Below are 21,084 nucleotides of genomic sequence, written 5' to 3' on the forward strand. Positions count from 1 at the left end.
GGATACGGATCGCCGAATACCGTGTTGTTACAGCTGATTGAGCCCGTGGCAGTCCGTGTCGCCCACTTGTCACCCAAACCGTACCGCACCTGTTTCGTGCCGGTGAATGCGCATGTACCGTACTCGCTTGCGCAGCGCGTCCATGACGTTGTGGTCGTGGTTGTGGTGGTTGTGGTGGTCGACGGCGCAGGAGCCGGGGCTGGCGCCGGCGCCGTAGTTTCCACCTGGCACACCTTGTTCGCTCCCGGATAGGGATCGCCGAAGACGCTGTTATTGCACGCAATGGAGTCCGTGGCGGTTCGGGTCGCCCATTTGTCGCCCAATCCGTATCGGACCTGCTTCGTGCCGGTGAACGTGCATGTGCCGTATTCGATGGCGCATTGCGTCCATCCCGTGCTGACCGTGGTTTCCGCAGCCAGGCGCGTAGCATCCGAAGGATCACCCGTGCCGGAGTCGGAGCCGCCGCAGGCGGTGAGCAGAGCGGCAGCGCAGGCGGCTGCCAATGTCGCTGGCGTGCAGCGATGCGTCGAGAAGTGCAACAAGGTTATCCCCCGGATAGGTAGAAGCGCAGGCCGTGCCCCGGCCGGCAATATGAAAATGCCCCGGGGACGGGGCAATTCGATCTGCGTTCGCGACGCTTACTTGATGAACAGGCTGGAGAAGACGCTTGCTGCGTACTTGCCCTTCATCGCATATACCGCTTCCGACGGATGCAGGCCGTCCGGGCAGATGGTGTAGGCGCTCTGGCCATTCAGGTAATCGCTCAGGTACTTGTACTGGTCGACCACCGGCACGTTCTCCTGGACCGCCACTTCCTTCATCGCGGTGGCCATGATGCCCACGTTGTCGCGCGTCGGATTCGGCGTCTCGAAGATCATCTGCTTGCCATACTGCTTCGCGGTCTGCGCCAGCGAGCGCAGGCAGCCCTTGTAGGTGTTCAGGTCATACTTCCACTGGTCGTTGATCCCGTGGTTGAGGAACACATACTTGGCCGTGGAGGCAGCCATCTGGGCGGACCAGGGTTGGTGGCGGCCGTCGGTACCGTTGAGCAGTTCGCATGCGGTCGAGCCGCTCACGCCTTCATTGCGCACTGTGTACGCCGACGGGTTCGTCAAGGATTGGGCAAAGGTAGTCGTCGGCGGGACTGCGACCTGTCCGCCGACGTCGCTGCGATAACCCCACACGGTGGAGTCGCCGTAGTACTCGATCAGCTGCGGTGCTGCCGGCGTCGCCGGCGTGGTGACCTGCTGTTGTGCAGCGGGTGCGCTGGCTGCGGGCGTCGTAGTGCTTTCCGTTGCGGTGCTTGCCGGCGTGCTGGTGGAAGTGGTCGTGGTGGCAGGTGCCGTAGGTGTTGCGACAACATTGTTCGCCTGGACGGCGACGACGGCTTCTTGCGACACTCCTGCCGACTGGGTGGCCGTGGACGATGCGGGGGTGCTCTCCCCTCCTCCTCCGCCACAGGCGGCAAGGATCAGTGTGAGGGCTAGCAAAGAGGGGGTCGTATATTTCAATTGGCACTCCGTCATGGTGTCGAAACCGCCCGCATCGCTTCATGAAAAGCGGCTTGGCAGGCATCTTTCTTGTTCGTCTTATGCAACCCGGCGTTTCCGGGCCCATGCGTTAAAGAGTTTGCCGTGGGGAAAAAGTTCCAGAGAGAATGATTTACCTGTGGAATGCTTGCCGTTGTCGCAGCATGGGCCGGGGTTGGCAAATGGACTACCTGGGTGGGCAAGGTCCGTGTCGGACTTGCCAGTCAGGCAAGCGTAGGCAGTGCAGTCCGGGAAGCCGGCGCTGCACTGCGGATGCGAGAGTAGAATTTCAGGCCGTACCGGCCTTCGGTGTTTCGCGGTACGGCAGCCAGGCCGTGAATTCCGATCCCTGCTGCACTTTGCTGCGCAGGGTCATGACGCCGCCATGCAGCTCGACGAGCTGCTTGACAAGGGCCAGCCCGAGCCCGGTCCCTTCGTACTTGCGGGCGAGGCCGCTGTCGAGCTGGACGAAGGGCTTGAAAAGCCGGTCGAGGTCTTCCTCGCGGATGCCGATGCCGGTATCGATGATGCAAATTGACACATAGCGCTCGATTGCGGGATCGACTTCCTTGTCCCCCACGCGCCGCAACGATTGCAATTCGGCGGCAGGCTGGCTGCTCATCCTGAGCGTGACCGCGCCGCCGGGCTGGGTGAACTTTACTGCATTGGACAGCAGGTTGTAGATGATTTGCCGCGTCTTGCGCTGGTCGACCAGCATCGCGTCAATCGATTCCATCTCGAGGCGCAAACGGATCTGCCCGGCAGCGGCCTTGTCCTTGAAGACCGTCAGTGTGTTCTGCAGGAGATCCTGCATGTCGGTTGGCTCGAGTTCGAGCTCCATCTTGCCGGCTTCGATCTTGGACAGGTCGAGGATGTCATTGATCAGCAGCAGAAGATGCTTGCCGCTGTCATGGATATCGCCGGCCGCTTCCTGCTGCGCTTCTTCAAGCTTGCCCAGCAATCCATCCCGCAACGCTTCCGAAAAACCGATGATGGCATTCAGCGGCGTACGCAATTCATGCGACATGTTGGCCAGGAACTCGGACTTCATGCGGTTGGCCTGCTCCAGTTCCGCATTCTTCCGCGCGATCTCGCGGTTGGTCGCTTCCAGCTGCGCTGCATGATGCCCGAGACGCACATTGAGTTCGTTGACCTGCCGCTCGCGCGCCTGGAGTTGTTCATTGACCAGCACGGCCTGTTCGTAGGTGGATACCAGGAGGTCGAGGATCTGTTGCCGCTCCGCGTCCACGACATGCCGTTCACCGTTGAGATAGATCGCCGTGCCGTCGAATGCGTCGCCTTGCCGCAAGTGCTTGTTCATCAGCACATGTTCGATGCGAAGCAAAAGGTAATCGTCGGCGTATGGCTTGCGCACGAAATTGTCGGCACCGCATTCGAGGCCGCGCACGATATCCTGCGGATCGATCAGCGATGTCACCAGGATCACCGGGACCGGCCGCGTCGCCGGATCCGCCTTGATCGCGTGGCACAGGGCGTAGCCGTCCATTTCAGGCATGATGATGTCGGACAGCACGAGATCGGGCACGCGGCGCCGGATCGCTTCGAGTGCCAGCGTGCCATTGCCCGCGACATGCACGCGGTAACCCTTTCCCTCCAGCAGGATGCGGAGTTTCGCAGCCTGGGTCGGGCTGTCCTCCACAACCAGGATTTCGGTTCCTCCCTGCGGCTTTTCGCTCTCTGACTGCACCCTTGCGCTCCTGTCTTTCCGGAATGACGTCCATCAATCCCCTATTGGAGCCGTCTGTCGGCTTGCGGCGCCATGATCCGGATCAATTACTGGCCAACATCACCGTGATCGGGTCTCATGGCGGCGCCACGCATCGCGGACGCACGCCAGCAACTGCTCCTGCTCCACCGGCATCGAAAGTACGCGAAACACTTCACCCGAGTTGACGGCTTCGATCACAGTCTGCACGTCCGCACTGCCGTCGAGCAGGATGCGTTCGCTGTCGGGATACATGTGGCGCACGCGGTGTAGGAAGGCCGCGCACTCCCCCGGCATGCCGCAGGCCACCACGCTGACCGAGTTCGCGGCCAGCAGTGCGAATGCCTCATCGGCGCCCCGTGCGGCCAGCACGCTCCACCCATCGCCCTCGAGAATCCTGCCCAACTCCTCCCGCATGCCGGCATCCTCGGCAACCAGCAAGATACATCGGCTTGCCGCCGTGTCTGCCGGCTGCACGCCGCGCCCTTCCTTCAGCAAACGCACGATTTCAGCGGCTGGAACGGCGCGGCTGAACAGGAAGCCCTGCATCTCTCCGCATTGCTGCTTGCGCAGGTATTCGAACTGCTCGATTGTTTCCACACCTTCGGCAATCGTCTCCAGGCCGAGGTTGTGCGCCATCGCGAGGATGCTGCGGACCAGTGCAGCGCTGCCCGCATGCACCATCATCTCGCGGATGAAGGATTGGTCGATCTTGATCCTGTCGACCGGATAGCGGCGCAGGTAACTCAGCGACGAATAACCGGTGCCGAAATCGTCCAGCGACAGGCTGATGCCAAGCCGCTTGAGCTCGTGCATCGCCCGGATGGTCTGTTCGACATTCTCGAGGATGAGGCTTTCCGTCAGCTCCAGTTCAAGGAATTGCGCCGCCAGGCCCGCCTCGTCGAGCGCACCGCGCACGATCGCCACCAGTTCCGCGAGCCGGAACTGCAAGGCCGAGAGGTTGACGCCCATGCGCAGGGACGGCAAGCCCATTGCCTGCCACTCCTTCGCATGACGGCATGCCTGGCGCAACACCCATCCGCCAACTGCCGGCATCAGTCCGCATTCTTCGAGCATGGGCACGAACTGGCCGGGTCCGACCAGGCCGCGCTGGGGATGCTGCCATTGCAGCAGGGCCTCGACGCCGACCATGCGGCCGGTGCGCAGGCTCAGCTGCGGCTGGTAGTACAACTGGAATTCGCCGCGCTCCAGCGCGCGGTGCAATTCCGCTTCGGTTCGGGCACGCTGTTCCAGCCCGCGGTCGAGTTCGCCGCTGTAGAAGCGGAACCCGCCCTCGCCCCCGTTATGGTCGGCCGCTGCCCGCGCGCGGCGCAGCAACTGGCCGGCCTCGGACTCATGCCGCGGGTAGACGACCGCACCGACGCTCGCACCCAGGAATACCTCGCGCTCGCCGATGTGCACCGGTTCCTCGACCGCTGCCAGCACGCGATGCGCGATCGCTTCGATTACCGGAGCCGCGTCCTGCCCCGGCAACACCAGTGCAAACTCGTCCTGCCCGAGCTGGGCGACAAAACCTTCGCCGCGCACCGCTTCGAGCCGTTGCGAGAGCAGGCGCAGCACATCGTCCATGGCCAGCCTGCCGAACAGGTGCAAGGCCCGGTCCAGCCGCAACAGGCGGATATCGAGAAGCGCTACGGCCGTGCCTGTCCTGGCAAATCCCGACAAGCGTTCCTCGAGAAGCGCGCGGTTGGGCAGGCCGGTCTGCGCATCGTAGAAAGCCATGTAATACAGCTTCGATTCGGCCGCCAGGCGACGCTGCTCACCGAGCATGTGCTCCAGCGAAAACGAAATATCCTGGCCCGCCTCCTGGAGCAGGCCCATGGTCGCCTCATCCAACAGGTTGGCCTGTTCCGCATACAGCAGCAAGACGCCGGCAATGCGGCCATCCTCGCGCAAGGGCAGGCCCGCCACCGCAGCGACGCCATACTGCCGCCACGCCTCGTCCGGCACCCGGCTATCGAGGCAAGCCTTGCCACTTTCGCGGACACGGCTGGCGATGGCGCGCGCGGCCGGCAGGTTTTCGGCGCCCCGCCCTTCGCCGGCCTGCGCCAGCATCCGCAAACCGTCGCCCACGGGATCGACGAGGCCGACCCATGCGAAGCGGAACAGCCCGCTTCCGACAGCGATGCTGCACGCATCGCGGTACAGCATGTCCGGGGAATCGGCGCGCACTGCGGCACGCACGATGCCGCTCAGCATCGCCAGCACGCGATTGGTTTGCGAGGGGATCGGAACAGGAATGTTCATCAGCCGCCGGACGAAGCCTTCAGGAGCCGTGTCACGAGCTGGGACAGCTGCCAGCGGTCGACTGGTTTGTGGATGACCTCGTCCGCGCCCGCGGAAAGCACACGACGGCGTGAGGCGATATCGTCGAGCGAGGAAACTACGATCAGGGGAATATGGCGAAGTTCCGGCTCCGCCTTGAGCGTGCGCGCCACCTCGAAGCCATCCATGCCCGGCATCATCATGTCGAGCAGGACCAGGTCAGGGCGCTCGCGCGCAGCCAGGACCACCGCCTCGCTCCCTTCACCTACGGTAATGGTACGGTAGCCTTCGGCTTGCATGAATACTTCGAGCAATTTTCGGTTCCGCTCCTCATCATCGACAATCAGGATGGTCGCGGGTGCGTTTGCTTGCATGCGGCGCCTTGTTTTGTTTATTGGACAGGACATGTCCTTGGACGATGTTGTTCCGGCCGTATTGCATGTTCCCGCCGGCATCAGACGGATGGCGCCGGAACCGGCGCACCAATGACACAAGGATATCTTAGCAAGATACCGGAATTGCTTCACGCCGTGGATTGTTGCCTTAAGGAATGTGTCGCACCAGGTGGTGCCGACCTGCAGATTGACGCATATATATGTCAACCCGCCGTGCACATTGCAAGGCGAGATACGTCAGCGGGCCGATCAAAAGGAAGCGCAGCATTGTCCTGCCATCCTGCAGTCCGGTGGGTAAGCAATGCGCGGAAACGGTTACCAGAATTTTTCGACTATGCGTCGAGAGGCACGTTCGGGCAAATGCATGCATGGACGCAGTACCAATGCCACCAATGCATATCTGAAGGCTCCGCGTACGATAGTGGATAGCTTTGCGATTGGATTCTGCGGTCGTTTCATGCCAGCCCCACTATAAATGATGCGTCCTCCCCTCACGCAAATTGAATGCCTGGCTGCGCGCACATTGTTGGATCAAATGATGGATTCCGCCGGGACTAGGTTCTATACACGCCGCACTGACTTGGCGCACTTCACCTAATCAGTGCACGAAAGCCGACTGCGATTTGGCCCCATACAAGGAAAAATCGCGATTTTTTCTGGCATCGAAGTTGCTAGATGCATACCAGCCAGAGGTGAGCAAGCCTGTCTGAACTCACTTCTTGAGCATGGATGCTAGGGTTCCGGTCGCATTGAGGTTGCGATGCCTGGTCCGAGAGCAGCCGGTTCCACGTCTTCATCGATCTGGAGCTACACGGAGGGATAAAAGCCCGGGAGGCCGTCACATATCGTGACCGCTCGCCTCTGCGCTTTTATCTTCCTGGAGCTCTTGATGCAATCGAATCTATCCTCGCGTGTTCTACGCACCCTCACCGGATCCTTGTTGTGCATCAGCCTTGGCCTGGGCCTGGCCAATCCGGCACGGGCAGAAGTCAAGGTCGGCTTGTCGGACTGGCCCGGCTGGGTGGCATGGTATGTCGCCGAACAGAAAGGCTTCTTCAAAAAACACGGTGCAAAGGTCAAGCTGGTGTGGTTCCCCAACTATACCGACTCGATTGCCGCGCTGTCGGCAGGCCAGCTCGACGCCAATGCGCAGACCTGGTCCGACACCATGACGCCGCTAGCAAAGAATGTCGACGTCAAGGTCGTGCTGGTGAATGACAATTCGGCAGGCAATGACGCCTTGATGGTCATTCCTGGGATCAAGTCGTTCGCCGACCTCAAGGGCAAGTCTGTCGCGCTGGAGCAGTACAGCGTCTCGCATTTCGTGCTGGCCACTGCGCTTGCCAAAAATGGCATGAAGTTCAGCGACGTCAAGCTCGTCAATCTCGCTGCCGGCGATGCCGCTGCCGCATTCCTCGCCGGCCGGGTCGACGCCGCCGTTGTCTGGAATCCGTGGATTTCAAAGATAGAAACCAGCGGCAAGGGCCGTGCCTTGTTCACCTCAAAGGATATGCCGGGCCTGGTAGCTGACCTGCTGGTCGCGCATGGCAAGGCATTGAACGACAAGACCAAGCGCGCTGACCTGGTCGGCATGATCCGCGCCTGGTTCGACACCGAAGCCTTCATTCGCGCCAATCCCGCCGAGTCCTTGCAGATCATGTCCAAGGTGGTTGGCATGAAGCCGGATGAGTACAAGGTCTTTTTGCCGGGCACCCGCTTCTTCAACGCTGCCGACAACACCGCCGCGGTCAATGCAGGCAATGCGCAATCACTCGTAGCGGTCGGCCCCACCGTTCATCGGTTCCTGAGCGAGAACAAGCTGGTTGACGGGCCGGTGAACTACGCGAAAGGCATCGATTCCTCGCTGTTGGCAGACGCGCTGGGAAAGTAGAGGTCACCATGCTTCATTTCGTGGCACCTCACAGGACAAAGCGTGCCGGCCGGCCACGGAATCGGCGCTCGGCATGGGCCGTGCGCGGCGGCCTGCCGCGCGCTGCTTCGCTGTCGCTGGCCCTGGCCGGATTCCTGCTGCCCTTCGCCGCCTGGTGCATGGTCTCCGGCGCCGGCTGGGTTGATCCGGTATTTTTGCCGACGCCCTTGCAAGTGGTCGAGCGCTGCCTCGACTGGTTCAGGAGCGACGGCTTGACTGGCGATATCGGCATCAGCATCGGGCGCGTGTTCGGCGGCTTTTTTGCCTCGGCCCTGGTGGCGATTCCGCTCGGTGTGCTGATCGGCGCCTATGCGCCGGTCCGCTCCTTTTTCGAGCCACTGACCGATTTCAGCCGTTACCTGCCGGCGGTCGCCTTCATTCCGCTCATCATGCTGTGGGTCGGTATCGATGAAAGCGCCAAGCTCTCGGTCATCTGGATCGGCACTTTTTTCCAGATGGTCCTGATGCTCGCCGAAGACATTGCTCGCGTGCCGAATGCGCCAATTGAAGCGGCGCGCACGATGGGCGCGACCAATGGCGAAATCGTCAAGCATGTGCTCATCCCGGCGGCACGCCCGGCCATGCTCGATACCTTGCGTTCGACCATGGGCCTGGCATGGACCTACCTCGTTGTCGCCGAGCTGGTCGCCGCGAACTCCGGCCTCGGTTTCTCCATCCTGAAGGCACAGCGGTTTCTCCAGACCGACAAGATATTCGTCGGCATTTTGCTGATCGGCTTGATCGGCCTGCTCACCGACCAGGCATTTCGCTGGCTGCACAGGCGCTGCTTTGCATGGCACAACGCGCGGAGTTGATTGCGATGACACCAAAAATTCACATTGCAGGCCTGAACAAGTATTACGGACAGGGTCACCGGCGCACCCAGGCCTTGCGGAACGTCGACCTGGAGATCGCTGCCGGCGAATTCGTGACCCTGGTCGGGGCGTCGGGCTGCGGCAAGTCGACCTTGCTGCGCACGATCGGCGGCCTGGAAGAGTATGAGGAAGGCGACATCGCCTGCAACGGAAACATCGTCGACGGCCCGGGTCCGGACCGCGCAATGGTCTTCCAAAGCTACAGCTTGTATCCATGGTTGACCGTCACGGAAAACATCCGGTTTTGCCGCAAGCTGGAATTCCATCGCCGCAACCTCACCTCGACCGATGTCGAGATTGCGTCGGGACGCGCCGACGCCTTGATCGCCTTGATGGGCCTTTCGCATGTAGCCGATGCCTATCCTGCGGAACTGTCGGGCGGCATGCAGCAGCGCGTCGCGATTGCGCGTGCCTTGATGGTCCGCCCCGATGTGCTGCTGATGGACGAGCCCTTCGGTGCCCTGGATGCGCAAACCCGCGAGGTCATGCACGACCTGATCCGCCATGTCTACCTGCTGGAAAAGACGACGGTCGTGTTCGTCACGCATGACGTCGAAGAAGCGATTTATCTAGGTCAGCGCGTCGTCGTGATGGCGCCGCATCCGGGGCACATCGATTCGATTGTCGAGGTGCCCTTTGGCGCCGGCCGCGACCAGGATTTGAAGCTCTCGTCCGAATTCACCGCATTGAAACGCCGGATCCTGGAACGTATCCGCGAAACCTCAGGCGTCAGGACCGATTTGAAACAGCTGGAAAAGCTGACCCGCACCAACCAAGCATAGGGAAGAAAATGGATAACTCGCAGACATCGATCGATTTGCCGAACCACGCGGCCGAATTCGCGCCGGACCTGGACGCGAAAAGCATTCTGTGGACCGAGCTGTTTCCCGGCGGCGGACACTGGTCCTACCGAGTAAAGCGCGGCACCACGCTACGTTTTATTGACCTGGAAGGCGGCGCCAATGTCGCGATCCTGATGTACCGCGGCGACGAGCGGCTGGAGCGCATCAACCTGCCGGACACGCTGAAGGCGCAGCATACCGCGCACCTGTCCCGGGGCAAGGTGATCTATTCCGACATGGGACGCATCCTGGCGTCGATACCGCGGGACACCGTCGGCTGGCACGACCCGCTGTGTGGCGTCTCGGACGCGGAATCGGTACGCGCCCGCCATGGTGAGCGCCGTTACCAGGAACACCGCAATGCAATGCATCGCAACGGCAAGGACAGCCTGCTGATCGAACTCGGCAAGTGGGGGCTCGGTTTGCGCGACCTGGTGCCCAACGTCAACCTGTTTTCCAAAGTCGTCGTCGACGACGAAGGACGTTTCCGTTTTGTCGAAGGCAATTCCAGGAAAGGCGATTTCGTCGAGCTGCGCTTCGAGATGGACACGCTGATCGCCCTGTCGACCGCCCCGCATCCGCTCGACCCCAATCCCGACTATGCGCCGAAAAAAGTCGGCGTGGTCGCCTGGTCATCCGGCCCGGCCGGCCCCGATGACATCTGCCGCACCTCCTGCCCGGAAAACCGCCGCGGCTATTACAACACCGAACTCGTTTATCGCTGAGGATTCACCATGCAAACTTTATGCGAAAGCCAACTTGATCCCTCCACTGCCATCGGCGATTTCCACCAGCCGGCCGGCGAGCCATGGCTGCACACGGTAAAGCGCGGCCAGACCTTGCGCATCATCGACCTCGAAGGCAACCAGGCCGTCGACACGATTTTTTACAACGCGGACGACACCGCGGAAAGCTACAGCGTGACCGACACGCTGCAGCGGCAAGGCGGCATTTACCTGTCAACCGGTTCGGTGCTGTATTCGAACCGGGGCCGGCCGATGCTGACGATCACGGCAGACACCTGCGGCCGCCATGACACATTGGGCGGCGCCTGCGCGGCAGAGAGCAATACCGTGCGCTACGCGATTCAAAAGAAATTCATGCACAGCTGCCGCGACAATTATCTGCTGGCCCTGGCACATGCGGACATCGGGATGGGCAAGCGCGACCTTGTCCCCAATATCAATTTCTTCATGAATGTACCGGTGACCGAAGCCGGCGGCCTGAGCTTTGAAGACGGCTTGTCGGGTCCCGGCAAGTACGTCGAGATGCGCGCCGAGATGGATGTACTGGTGCTGATATCGAACTGCCCGCAATTGAACAACCCCTGCAATGCCTATAACCCCACCCCGGTTCGCTTTGTGATCTGGGACGCGCAAGCCTGATAGGAATCTCATGTTCAAAAAAATCCTGATCGCGAACCGCGGGGAAATCGCCTGCCGCGTCATCCGCACCGCGCGGCGGATGGGCATCAAGAGCGTGGCCATCTATTCTGAAGCCGACGTTGAATCCCTCCATGTGCGTCTCGCCGACGAAGCGGTATGCGTCGGTCCGGCGTCGGCGTCGGAGAGTTACCTGGCCGCCGACAAGGTACTGGCCGCGGCAAAAGCGGCCGGAGCGGATGCGATCCATCCCGGCTATGGCTTCATGAGTGAAAACGCGGCGTTTGCGGAAGCGTGCGCAGAGGCCGGGGTCGTATTCATCGGCCCGACCCCGCACCAGATGCGCGCGTTCGGCTTGAAGCATACCGCCCGTGAACTGGCGCAAGCGGCACAAGTGCCATTGTTGCCGGGTACGGGATTGCTGGCCGACGCAGACGAAGCAGTCGCTGCGGCAACGCGCATCGGTTTTCCCGTCATGCTCAAGAGCACGGCTGGCGGCGGCGGCATCGGCATGCGTTTATGCCGCGATGCGAAAGAATTGACGGCAGCCTATGCATCGGTCAAGCATCTGTCGGAAAACAACTTCAAGAACAGCGGCATCTATCTCGAAAAATTCGTGCAGCGCGCCCGCCATGTCGAGGTCCAGATCTTCGGCGACGGCCGCGGCAATGTCGTGTCGCTCGGCGAGCGGGACTGTTCGGTACAGCGCCGCAATCAGAAGGTGATCGAGGAAACGCCGGCGCCGGGCCTGGGCGAAACTGTACGCCAGGCACTGGCGGACACCGCGGTGCGCCTGGGGAAATCGATTGCCTACCTGTCCGCCGGCACCGTGGAGTATGTGCTCGATGCGGATACGGGCGAATTCTATTTCCTCGAAGTGAACACCCGGCTGCAGGTCGAACATGGCGTCACCGAAGAAGTATTCGGCGTCGACCTGGTTGAATGGATGATTCGCGCAGCCACCGGCGACTTCGGCCTGCCGCCGCAGGAAGGCTTGCGGCCAAATGGACACGCAATGCAATTGCGCGTCTATGCGGAAGATCCGGCTAAGAATTTTCAGCCGTCGTCCGGTGTACTGACCGAGGTGTCATTCGCACCCGGCCTGCGGGTTGATACCTGGGTCGAGCGCGGCGTTGCTGTCAGTCCCTATTACGATCCATTGCTGGTCAAGCTGATCGTGAAATCCGCCAGCCGGGCCGAATCGATCGAGCGCCTGTCAGCCGCTCTGCGCACCACGCGCATCGATGGCATCGAAACCAACCTCGCCTATCTTGCCGCCATCCTGGAATACCCGGCCTTCGTCAAGGGCGAGCAGATCACGCAGATGCTCGCCACCATGGAGTACCGGCCGCGCACCATCGATGTGCTGGAAGGCGGCATCCAGACGACGGTGCAAGACTATCCGGGACGTCTGGGCTTGTGGGCGGTCGGCATTCCGCCATCCGGGCCGATGGATGCATATGCACACCGGATTGCCAATCATCTGGCCGGCAACGCCCCCGATGCCGCGACACTGGAAATGACCTTGCATGGCGCGACCTTGTCGTTCAACTGCGACTGCGTGATTGCCCTGGCCGGCGCCGACCTGGGCGCTACCGCCAGCGGCACCGATGGCAAGCGCAGCCTGGCCAATTGGCAGGCACACCGGATCAGAGCGGGCGAAACCCTGCGTTTCAGCGGCGTGCAAGGCGCGGGCGTGCGCGCGTATGTCGCGTTTGCAGGCAGCCTCGACGTGCCGGAGTATCTGGGAAGCCGCGCAACGTTCACCCTCGGCAATTTCGGCGGTCACGGCGGACGGGCATTACGTGCCGGCGATGTCTTGAAGTTGCATGCCCTCCCGGCCACGCCACGCAGCCTGCCGGCGGATGTCATTCCCGACTACGCGCACCATTGGCAAATCGCCGTGCATTACGGGCCGCACGGCGCGCCGGACTTCTTCACCGAGGACGACATCCGCACCTTCTTCGGCACGGATTGGCAGGTGCACTTCAACTCCAGCAGGACGGGCGTACGCCTGGTCGGCCCCAAGCCGCGCTGGGCACGCACCGATGGCGGCGAAGCGGGCCTGCATCCATCCAACATCCATGACAATGCTTACGCGATCGGTTCGATCGACTTTACGGGCGACATGCCGGTCATCCTCGGGCCCGACGGACCGAGCCTGGGCGGCTTCGTCTGCCCGGCGGTCATCGTTTCGGCGGACTTGTGGAAAATGGGACAGTTGAAGCCGGGCGACACAGTGCGCTTCATCCGCGTCTCCGCAGAACAGGCGGCTGCCATGCGTGATGCCCAGGAACGGGTGTTTACGCAAGACACCGGCGCACCATCCCTGTTCAGCCGGGCGGCAAGTGCCGGCGGCGATGCGCAGGCGGCCATCATGCGCGAGGCTCGCCTGAGCGATAACACCAGGGTGGTCTACCGCCGTGCCGGCGATGACTATCTCCTGGTGGAGTTCGGCGAGCTTGTGCTCGACATCAACCTCCGCTTCCGTGTCCATGCCCTGATGCAGTCGATCGAGTACGCCAAACTCGACGGCGTGATCGACCTCACTCCCGGCATTCGTTCGCTGCAGGTGCATTTCGACCACCGTCGCTTGCCCGGCGAACGGCTGGCCGGCCTGATCCACGAATTGACGACTTGCCTGCCGCCTGTCGATGACATGGTCGTGCCGTCGCGCATCGTGCATTTGCCGTTGGCATGGAACGACAGCCAGACCCGCCTGGCGATCCAGAAATACCAGACCACGGTTCGGCCCGATGCGCCCTGGTGTCCGGACAATATCGAATTCATTCGGCGCATCAATGGCCTCGACTCGGTACGTGATGTCTACGATGTCGTCTTCAACGCGAGCTACATGGTGCTCGGCTTGGGTGACGTGTACCTGGGCGCGCCGGTAGCGACGCCAGTCGACCCGCGTCACCGGCTGGTGACCACCAAATACAACCCGGCCCGCACCTGGACGCCGGAAAACGCCGTCGGCATCGGCGGCGCCTATTTGTGCGTGTATGGCATGGAAGGCCCCGGCGGATATCAATTCGTCGGCCGCACGGTGCAGATGTGGAATCGCTATCGTCAGACGGCGAGTTTCCGTGACGGCAAACCCTGGCTTTTGCGCTTCTTCGACCAGATCCGTTTCTACGAAGTCAGCGAAGAAGAGTTGCTGGCACACAGGCGCGATTTCCCGCTCGGGCGCTTCGATATCAGGATCGAAGAGACAAGCTTCTCGCTGGCCGGCTACAACGCATTCCTGGAAAGTGAAAGTGCTTCGATCTCCGCCTTCAAGGCCAGGCAGCAGGCGGCATTCGAGGCAGAACGGGAACGCTGGCGCATCAGCGGCCAGGCCGAGTGGGTCAGCGAGGAAGCTGCCGATGCCGCCGGCGCGGAGAGCGAATTGCAGGATGGCTGCCAGTACCTGACCGCGGTCGTGCCGGGCAGCGTGTGGAAGATCCTGGCCAACCCAGGCGACACCGTTGCCGAAGGCGACACGCTCGCCATCCTGGAGTCAATGAAAATGGAAATCCCGGTCACAGCCAGCAGCGCCGGTGTTGTCGTGGAATGGATGGCAAGTGAAGGCAAGCCTGTGGCCGCCGGCCAGAATATTGCGGTATTCAAAGCGCAGGAATAAGCGCTCGAATTTTTTCATCGACGTTATCAAAGGGAGAAATATATGTATCGCATTCCACTGACGCGAAACAATCTTGCCGTGGCTCTGGCAGCAACAGCCCTGCTCGGCGCGGGTTCGGCACAGGCGGAAGACAGCACCTTCACCGGCCATGTCGACCTGGTCAGCAAATACATCCTGAGGGGAGCATCGACCACTTATGGCCCGGGTGCGCCGCTGGGAAATGGCGGTGCGGATGCGCCGGAATCGGACAAGCCGGTCCTGCAATGGGGTGTTGACTGGACTCACCCGAGCGGCGTCTACCTCGGCTACTTCGGATCGCAAATCAATTATTCGTACAAGCGCCTGGGAGAGTTGTACAGCAATCCCTCGGTGACGAATTTCCAATCGGGCAAATCGATTGAGAACGATTTCTACGGCGGCTACAACGGCAAGGCCGGCGACTTCGGTTATACCGTCGGATTGACCGGCTATGCCTATATCAACGGCAAACATGCCAATGCCTTCGAAACCAAGCTCGCAGTCAGCTATGCCGAATTTACGCTCGCCGCGCAGACCCTGTTGAACGATGTGGTATGGGGCAACAAGGGCGATACGTACTGGACGTTCAATTACACCAGGAGCCTTCCGTACAACATCACCTTCCTCGGCTCGCTCGGCTATTACACCTATAGCAAAGAAGGAAAATTCCTGGGCACCCGCGACACGTTCAACGGCGCGCCTTGCGGAGCCGGCAGCAGTTTTGCCGTTGTCTGCACACCGGGCAACGCACCGTCTTCAGGAGGGTTTCGCCATCTGATCCTTGGCGTGACACAGCCTGTCGGTGACAGTGGCCTGACCTGGGGGCTGCAAGGCATTGTCGGCGGTGACAACCGTTTCGGCGTCAAGCAGAACAACCGCCTGGTCGCCTCCCTCAGCTACGGCTTCTGATCATCATCTGTGCCGGGGCAACCCGGCCTTCATCAAGATTTTCATTGCGCCCCATGAACAATTCTGAAATCCCTGTCCATTCCGCATCGTTAGACATTCCCGAAGTGCGCCGGCGCTATATCGAGGGACATTGGGCGCCAAGCGATTGCGTTGCCCTGGTCCTGGAACGTATCGCCCAAGCGGATCGCCCGGAGGTCTGGATCAGCCGCGTCGATACCGACGCCTTGCAGGCACGCTCGAAGCAGCTTGACCAATTGCTGCGACAAGAAGGTGCGGCAATTTTCCGCCGCATGCCATTGTTCGGCATACCGTTTGCAGTCAAGGACAATATCGATGTGGCCGGCATGCCGACAACGGCCGCCTGCCCGGAATTCGCCTATACACCAGACCGCTCAGCCACCGTCGTGGAAAAGCTGGAAGCGGCCGGCGCCATCCTTGTCGGCAAGACCAACCTGGACCAGTTCGCGACCGGATTGAACGGTACGCGTTCGCCCTATGGCGCAGTACGCAATGCAATCGATCCGGCATATGTGTCGGGAGGCTCCAGTTCCGGTTCAGCGGTGGCCGTCGCACTGGGACTGGTGAGCTTTTCGCTGGGCACCGATACCGCCGGTTCCGGCCGCGTGCCGGCCGGCTTGAATGGCATCGTCGGTTTGAAACCCACACGCGGCCTGTTCAGTGCGCGCGGCGTGTTTCCTGCCTGCCGTACACTCGATTGCGTTTCAATCTTTGCACAGACGGTGGCCGATGCCTGGACGGTGACACGTGTCATGGCGGGCTACGATGCGGAAGACAGCTATTCCCGGAAAATTCCGATGCTCGGCGTCAAGCCGCGCAACTACCGGATTGCGATTCCGTCAGCGCCGGAATTTTTTGGTGACGCCAATGCCAGGCATGCATTCGACGCCGTCGTTCAGGCGTTGCGCCAGTCACCGCGTTGCACGGTCGGCACCATCGACTACAAACCCTTTCAGCAGGCCGCCGATTTGTTGTACCAAGGGCCCTGGGTTGCCGAACGGCTGGCCGCGATCGGCAGTTTCTTCAACGAGAAACCGGAGGCCTTGCATCCCGTGGTCGGCGGCATTGTCGGCCAGGGTGCCAATTACAGCGCGGTCGATGCCTTTAACGGCCAGTATCGCCTGGCCGCCTTGCGGCGCGAAGCCGAAGCACAACTGGCCGAATACGATTTCCTGCTGGTGCCAACCAGCCCCACCATGCCTCGCATCGATGAAATGCTGCGCGAACCGGTCAAACTCAATGCGCAACTCGGCTATTACACCAATTTCGTCAATTTTTTCGACATGGCGGCACTGTCGATTCCGACTCCGCCGCGCGCCGATGGTTTGCCAGCCGGCGTGACACTGATCGGCCCGTGCGGCGCAGATCAACGGCTGGCGGCTGCCGCGGAATCCATGCTGCAGTATTTGCACAAGACGCCGGCCTGTGCCGGACATGCGGCATTCGAACCCCTGCCGTTCCAGGAAGCCACCGTGCACATTGCAGTCGTCGGCGCGCATCTGGAAGGACAGCCGTTGAACTGGCAATTGCTTGAGCGCGGCGCCGCAAAAGTTTGCGCCACGCGCACCGCAGCCGCGTACCGACTGTATGCCTTGCCTGGCACGACTCCGCCAAAGCCGGGACTGGTACGCACGGCCAACGACGGCGCGGCGATCGACATCGAAATTTGGGAACTGCCGAGGCGTTACTTCGGCGAATTTGTCGCCGAAGTGCCTTCGCCCCTGGCCATCGGAACGCTGGAACTGGAAGACGGCCGCTGGGTAAAGGGCTTTGTCTGCGAACTGTTTGCGCTTGACGGCGCGCAGGATATCAGCCGGTTTGGCGGCTGGCGTGCCTACCTTGCGTCATTGAACAATCCATGACGAATTGCGCAGGGTGTTACTACGCAAATGAACCAAAACAGATATTTAGTGCACTCTTAACAACATTTGTCTCTTGCGGCATTTGCTTGAATCCCGGTCATCGCAAGAGGCCGCCTTCCATTGTGGTACCGAACCACTTGCAGCAACAGTTTGATGCTGCCGAGTCTAACCGAGTTTGGGTGACCGACATTACGTACATTCGGACGCACGAAGGGCTGGCTGTTCCTGGCGGCCGTCATTGATTTGTTTTCGCGCCAGGTGGTCGGCTGGTCGAAGCAACCACGTATGGACCAGAGCAGCCAGTTCAGCAGGTACGACTGGCAGGATTTTCTGAACGCTCACAACTTGAAAGCAAGTATGAGCCGACCTGGAAACTGCCACGATAACGCCGTCGACTATATCGAGATGTTCTACGACCCCAAGCGTCGCCACGGTTACAACAACCGGCTTTCGCCGGTAGACTACGAGAAGCAGTGCTTCAAGAGACTCGCCAGTGTCTAGGATACTGGGGGCGATTCAATATCACATTCACCTTATCTCATTTACTCAGTTGGAAAAACAATGAATTCCGCTCCAGATACCGCTCAAGTCGATTCGTTAATGTCAATGATTAGCAGTGGAAAATGGACGGACGCCGAGTCAATGGCAGCAGCGATGACCGTGCGCTTTCCTGACTGGGTCCTGGGGTGGAAGGTATTAGGCGTAGCGCTCGTTCAATTGGGGCGTCCTCATGATGCGTTAAACGCGATGCAGAGGACGGTAGAACTTCAACCGCATGACGTCGAAGCACATAGCAATCTTGCTGTCGTTCTGCAATCCCTGCAGCGCTTGGAAGAAGCAAAAACCAGCCTTGAGCACGCCTTGGAAATCGCGCCCAACGAAGCTGTGTTGCATTTCAACCTGGGGAGTGTTCTCAAAGACTTATCGCGCCTGGAACACGCGGATTCTCACTTGCAACGGGCATTGGAATTGAAGCATGACTATGCGAGAGCCCGTCTTTGCCTGGATGAAGTCAGGCAACTCAAGCTGCAGCAACAGGCCGATAACCCGTCATCCGGCACAGCAGAACGAAATGAATCAGCGGAGGAGGCCCTAAAGAACAACGAGGCCAGGCATAGCCGTCATCATCCGTACACTTCACTGCCTTCGAAAAGCTTTTGGAAGGCGGCTATTGCCGAACGAGATGCGCTGGATATCGCGGACCTGTGGAATCCAAAGTTTTCACTTGCCAAGAGTGACAGGGTCATAACGACGGGATCGTGCTTTGCACAACATATCAGCAGAGCGCTGAAATCGAACGGCTTCAACTGGTTCAATGCCGAGCCTGCCCCTGCTCATTTGGATGAGGATGCGCGCGCGAATGCCGGCTATGACGTTTTCTCTTTCAGATTAGGAAACGTCTATACAGCCCGCCAGCTCCGCCAATGGACTGCCTGGGCACTGGGCCTCGAAGAGCAAAGCCGCGAAATCATTAGGGGAAATGGAAGGTACTTCGACCCCTTCCGGCCGACCATTCCTCAAGACGGCTTCGCTTCTGAAGAAGAGCTGTGGGCTGCGCGCGACGTAACATTGCAGTGCATCCGAACAGCGGTACGGTCAGCGGATGTATTTGTCTTCACATTGGGATTGACCGAAGCCTGGATGAACAAACAAGGCTTTATCTATCCATTATGTCCTGGAACGATTCGCGGAACATTCTCCAAGGAAGAGCATTTTTTTCATAACTTTACTTTTGAAGAAATTTACGCGGACCTGGACTACACATTTTCCGAATTACGCAGGCTGAACCCGGACTTACGCTTCCTGTTGACGGTTTCGCCAGTGCCGTTGACAGCTACCGCAACACAGAACCATGTCCTGGTCGCGACGACATACTCGAAGTCAGTATTGCGTGCCGTGGCAGGGACGCTTACGGATCGGTATGCTGATGTCGATTACTTTCCCTCCTACGAAATCATTACCGCCCCTCCCTTCGAGGGGCGCTTCTTTGATCAGAATCGCAGGACGGTAACGAGCGAAGGTGTCGCCTTCGTCATGAGGCAATTCCTTTCTGCCCTTGAAGATGCATCGACCAAGTCTACTCACCGAGATGAGGTTGACATTGCCGGAGTGGACCGCATTCCCGCCGCACAAAGCACATCCGAGGAGGATGTCGTTTGCGAGGAGATTATTCTTGACACCTGGAGTCGGCATAACACGGGTGGCTCTGCCGCTTCCTCAAGAATCATGCTGATCGGCGATTCGCAAATGGGCATGCTGGCCGATGCCCTGACTGAATTGAACATTCCTTTTTCCGGGGGCGGAGTCATGTGGGCTTCGCAATGGCACAAACAGCAATTTACGTTAAGTGCCAACAGCTTCTTTGAACCCTTGGAAGAAAAATCCCGAATGCGTTGGAAACAGCTTTGCGCGAATAGCTTTATTGCCAAATCGACGCGGGCCGAGCCAGGACAGGTAATCATTACCAATGTGGGAATGCAAACCACTCAGTTCTTGAAAGACTTTTTCGATATCCGGCTCAATCAAGTGTATGGCAACAACTGGCCTTCAACAGTGCCTGTGCCTTTGATCCAGGAATACTTGCAAACCTGCCGCAGTGTTCAATGGCTTCTGGTGAAAGAATTTGTGAATAGCGGTGCTCGCGTAATTTGCGTAAGCGATCCCGCTGTACAGCCTGTGCATGCATCACTTTATGAATATATCGATTCGGCGCTGCTAAGAAAATTTAACGACATTGGCTGTGAGACGTTCAACGCAAGGGAGTGGCTGCATTCGACGGGACGAACCGGCGAACAGGTTCGGGGCGCCGACGGCATGCATGGGATGCCTTCCTATTACAAAGAACTTGCGGAAGAATTGTTAAGTCACTTTAAGCTTCACAACGACTAGTTCGTCCGAGAACGCCATTGCCTCGCCGGAATGACACAGGATGAACACTGAGGTGCCACCCTGTGATCCAAGTTATCGCCAACCGTGCCCTCGAAGGCGAGCTTTCGCCCAGCATGGTCGACGTCCGAACGGCTAAATGACGGGATCGCGTGGCCCATGCTGCAGTCGCGGGATAAAAACATTCGACATCACCAAGACTTCAGTTGCTGAAGAGTAGATGTTCAAGTGGCCGGGCTCGTAGTAACACCCTTTGCGCATAAAAAAGCCCGGGGATCTCCCCGGGCTTTGCATGGGTGTGCTAACACTCAGTTGAAGGTCTTGCCTTCCGCAGCCAGTTTCGCCAGCAGCGGCGCCGGCTTCCATGCGCTGCCATGGCGGCCCTTGCCGTACTTTTCCATTGCCAGCACGACGTTCTGCAGGCCGACGGTGTCCGCGTAGAACATCGGGCCGCCGCGGAAGACCGGGAAGCCATAGCCCGTCAGGTACACCATGTCGACGTCGGACGCGCGCTGGGCGATGCCTTCTTCGAGGATGTAGGCGGCTTCATTCACCAGGGCGAACACCAGGCGCTCGACGATTTCCTGGTCGCTGATCTTGCGGCGCTCGATGCCGAGGTCGGCCGAGTGCTTGACGATCATGTCGTTGACGACCTGCGACGGATACGGCTTGCGGTCGCCCGGCTTGTAGTCGTACCAGCCGGCGGACGTCTTCTGGCCGAAGCGGCCCATTTCGCACAGCAGGTCGGCGGTCTTCGAATAGGTGACTTCCGGCTTCTCGATGTAACGGCGCTTGCGGATG

15 protein-coding genes, 1 pseudogene and 1 riboswitch are annotated in these 21,084 nt (G+C 60.0%); of the genes and pseudogenes, 11 read left to right on the top strand and 5 right to left on the bottom strand.

The window, feature by feature from the left end:
- A partial coding sequence (locus tag AYR66_RS29645) for a hypothetical protein (protein WP_206047202.1) occupies positions 1 to 252 on the top strand: 252 nt, incomplete at its 5' end.
- Between the two features lie 386 nt (positions 253 to 638).
- Here the strand turns inward: AYR66_RS29645 and AYR66_RS16675 are convergent.
- From AYR66_RS16675 to AYR66_RS16690, 4 genes are all read right to left on the bottom strand, one after another.
- Positions 639 to 1,511, bottom strand: coding sequence for an SGNH/GDSL hydrolase family protein (locus tag AYR66_RS16675; protein ID WP_234814922.1), 873 nt, complete (start codon positions 1,509 to 1,511; stop codon positions 639 to 641).
- Between the two features lie 307 nt (positions 1,512 to 1,818).
- Positions 1,819 to 3,237, bottom strand: a complete 1,419-nt coding sequence (locus AYR66_RS16680; protein WP_088708439.1) for a hybrid sensor histidine kinase/response regulator — start codon at positions 3,235 to 3,237, stop codon at positions 1,819 to 1,821.
- 99 nt (positions 3,238 to 3,336) lie between these two features.
- Positions 3,337 to 5,523, bottom strand: a complete 2,187-nt coding sequence (locus AYR66_RS16685; protein ID WP_088708440.1) for an EAL domain-containing protein — start codon at positions 5,521 to 5,523, stop codon at positions 3,337 to 3,339.
- Complete coding sequence (locus AYR66_RS16690) at positions 5,523 to 5,915, bottom strand: response regulator (protein WP_088708441.1); 393 nt, start codon at positions 5,913 to 5,915, stop codon at positions 5,523 to 5,525. The genes AYR66_RS16685 and AYR66_RS16690 overlap by 1 nt, the downstream gene beginning before the upstream one ends.
- A 742-nt stretch (positions 5,916 to 6,657) precedes the next feature.
- Positions 6,658 to 6,772, top strand: a riboswitch (guanidine-I (ykkC/yxkD leader).
- A 53-nt stretch (positions 6,773 to 6,825) separates the two neighbouring features.
- On the opposite strand from AYR66_RS16690, the gene AYR66_RS16695 reads away from it, so the two are divergent.
- From AYR66_RS16695 to AYR66_RS16740, 10 genes and pseudogenes are all read left to right on the top strand, one after another.
- The gene (locus AYR66_RS16695; RefSeq protein WP_088708442.1) at positions 6,826 to 7,827 is read left to right on the top strand and encodes an ABC transporter substrate-binding protein; all 1,002 of its coding nucleotides are present in this window, start codon (positions 6,826 to 6,828) and stop codon (positions 7,825 to 7,827) included.
- Positions 7,828 to 7,907: 80 nt separating this feature from the next.
- Positions 7,908 to 8,681: an ABC transporter permease gene (locus tag AYR66_RS16700; protein WP_234814923.1), complete on the top strand. Its 774-nt coding sequence runs from the start codon at positions 7,908 to 7,910 to the stop codon at positions 8,679 to 8,681.
- 5 nt (positions 8,682 to 8,686) lie between these two features.
- Entirely contained in the window at positions 8,687 to 9,523 is an 837-nt protein-coding gene (locus AYR66_RS16705; protein WP_088709867.1) for an ABC transporter ATP-binding protein, read from the top strand.
- An 8-nt stretch (positions 9,524 to 9,531) separates the two neighbouring features.
- Complete coding sequence (locus AYR66_RS16710) at positions 9,532 to 10,308, top strand: urea amidolyase associated protein UAAP1 (protein WP_088708444.1); 777 nt, start codon at positions 9,532 to 9,534, stop codon at positions 10,306 to 10,308.
- A gap of 9 nt (positions 10,309 to 10,317) precedes the next feature.
- Positions 10,318 to 10,968 (top strand): urea amidolyase associated protein UAAP2, encoded by a 651-nt coding sequence (locus tag AYR66_RS16715; protein WP_088708445.1) that lies wholly within the window; start codon positions 10,318 to 10,320, stop codon positions 10,966 to 10,968.
- Positions 10,969 to 10,978: 10 nt separating this feature from the next.
- A complete protein-coding gene (gene uca, locus AYR66_RS16720; RefSeq protein ID WP_088708446.1) occupies positions 10,979 to 14,590 on the top strand; it encodes an urea carboxylase in 3,612 nt (1,203 codons plus the stop codon).
- A 42-nt stretch (positions 14,591 to 14,632) separates the two neighbouring features.
- On the top strand, positions 14,633 to 15,517 hold the full coding sequence (locus tag AYR66_RS16725) for a TorF family putative porin (protein ID WP_088708447.1): 885 nt from the start codon (positions 14,633 to 14,635) through the stop codon (positions 15,515 to 15,517).
- 53 nt (positions 15,518 to 15,570) lie between these two features.
- A complete protein-coding gene (atzF, locus tag AYR66_RS16730) occupies positions 15,571 to 17,397 on the top strand; it encodes an allophanate hydrolase (RefSeq protein ID WP_088708448.1) in 1,827 nt (608 codons plus the stop codon).
- 92 nt (positions 17,398 to 17,489) lie between these two features.
- Positions 17,490 to 17,898, top strand: a pseudogene (locus AYR66_RS16735) (DDE-type integrase/transposase/recombinase); the annotation flags it as partial.
- A 60-nt stretch (positions 17,899 to 17,958) separates the two neighbouring features.
- Complete coding sequence (locus AYR66_RS16740) at positions 17,959 to 20,286, top strand: GSCFA domain-containing protein (RefSeq protein ID WP_088708449.1); 2,328 nt, start codon at positions 17,959 to 17,961, stop codon at positions 20,284 to 20,286.
- A 305-nt stretch (positions 20,287 to 20,591) separates the two neighbouring features.
- On the opposite strand, the gene AYR66_RS16745 is transcribed toward AYR66_RS16740, so the two are convergent.
- The coding region (locus tag AYR66_RS16745) for a 3-hydroxyacyl-CoA dehydrogenase family protein (RefSeq protein ID WP_234814924.1) at positions 20,592 to 21,084 on the bottom strand (493 nt) is incomplete at its 5' end.

The organism is Noviherbaspirillum denitrificans (assembly GCF_002211445.1).
Taxonomy (GTDB): domain Bacteria; phylum Pseudomonadota; class Gammaproteobacteria; order Burkholderiales; family Burkholderiaceae_D; genus Noviherbaspirillum; species Noviherbaspirillum denitrificans.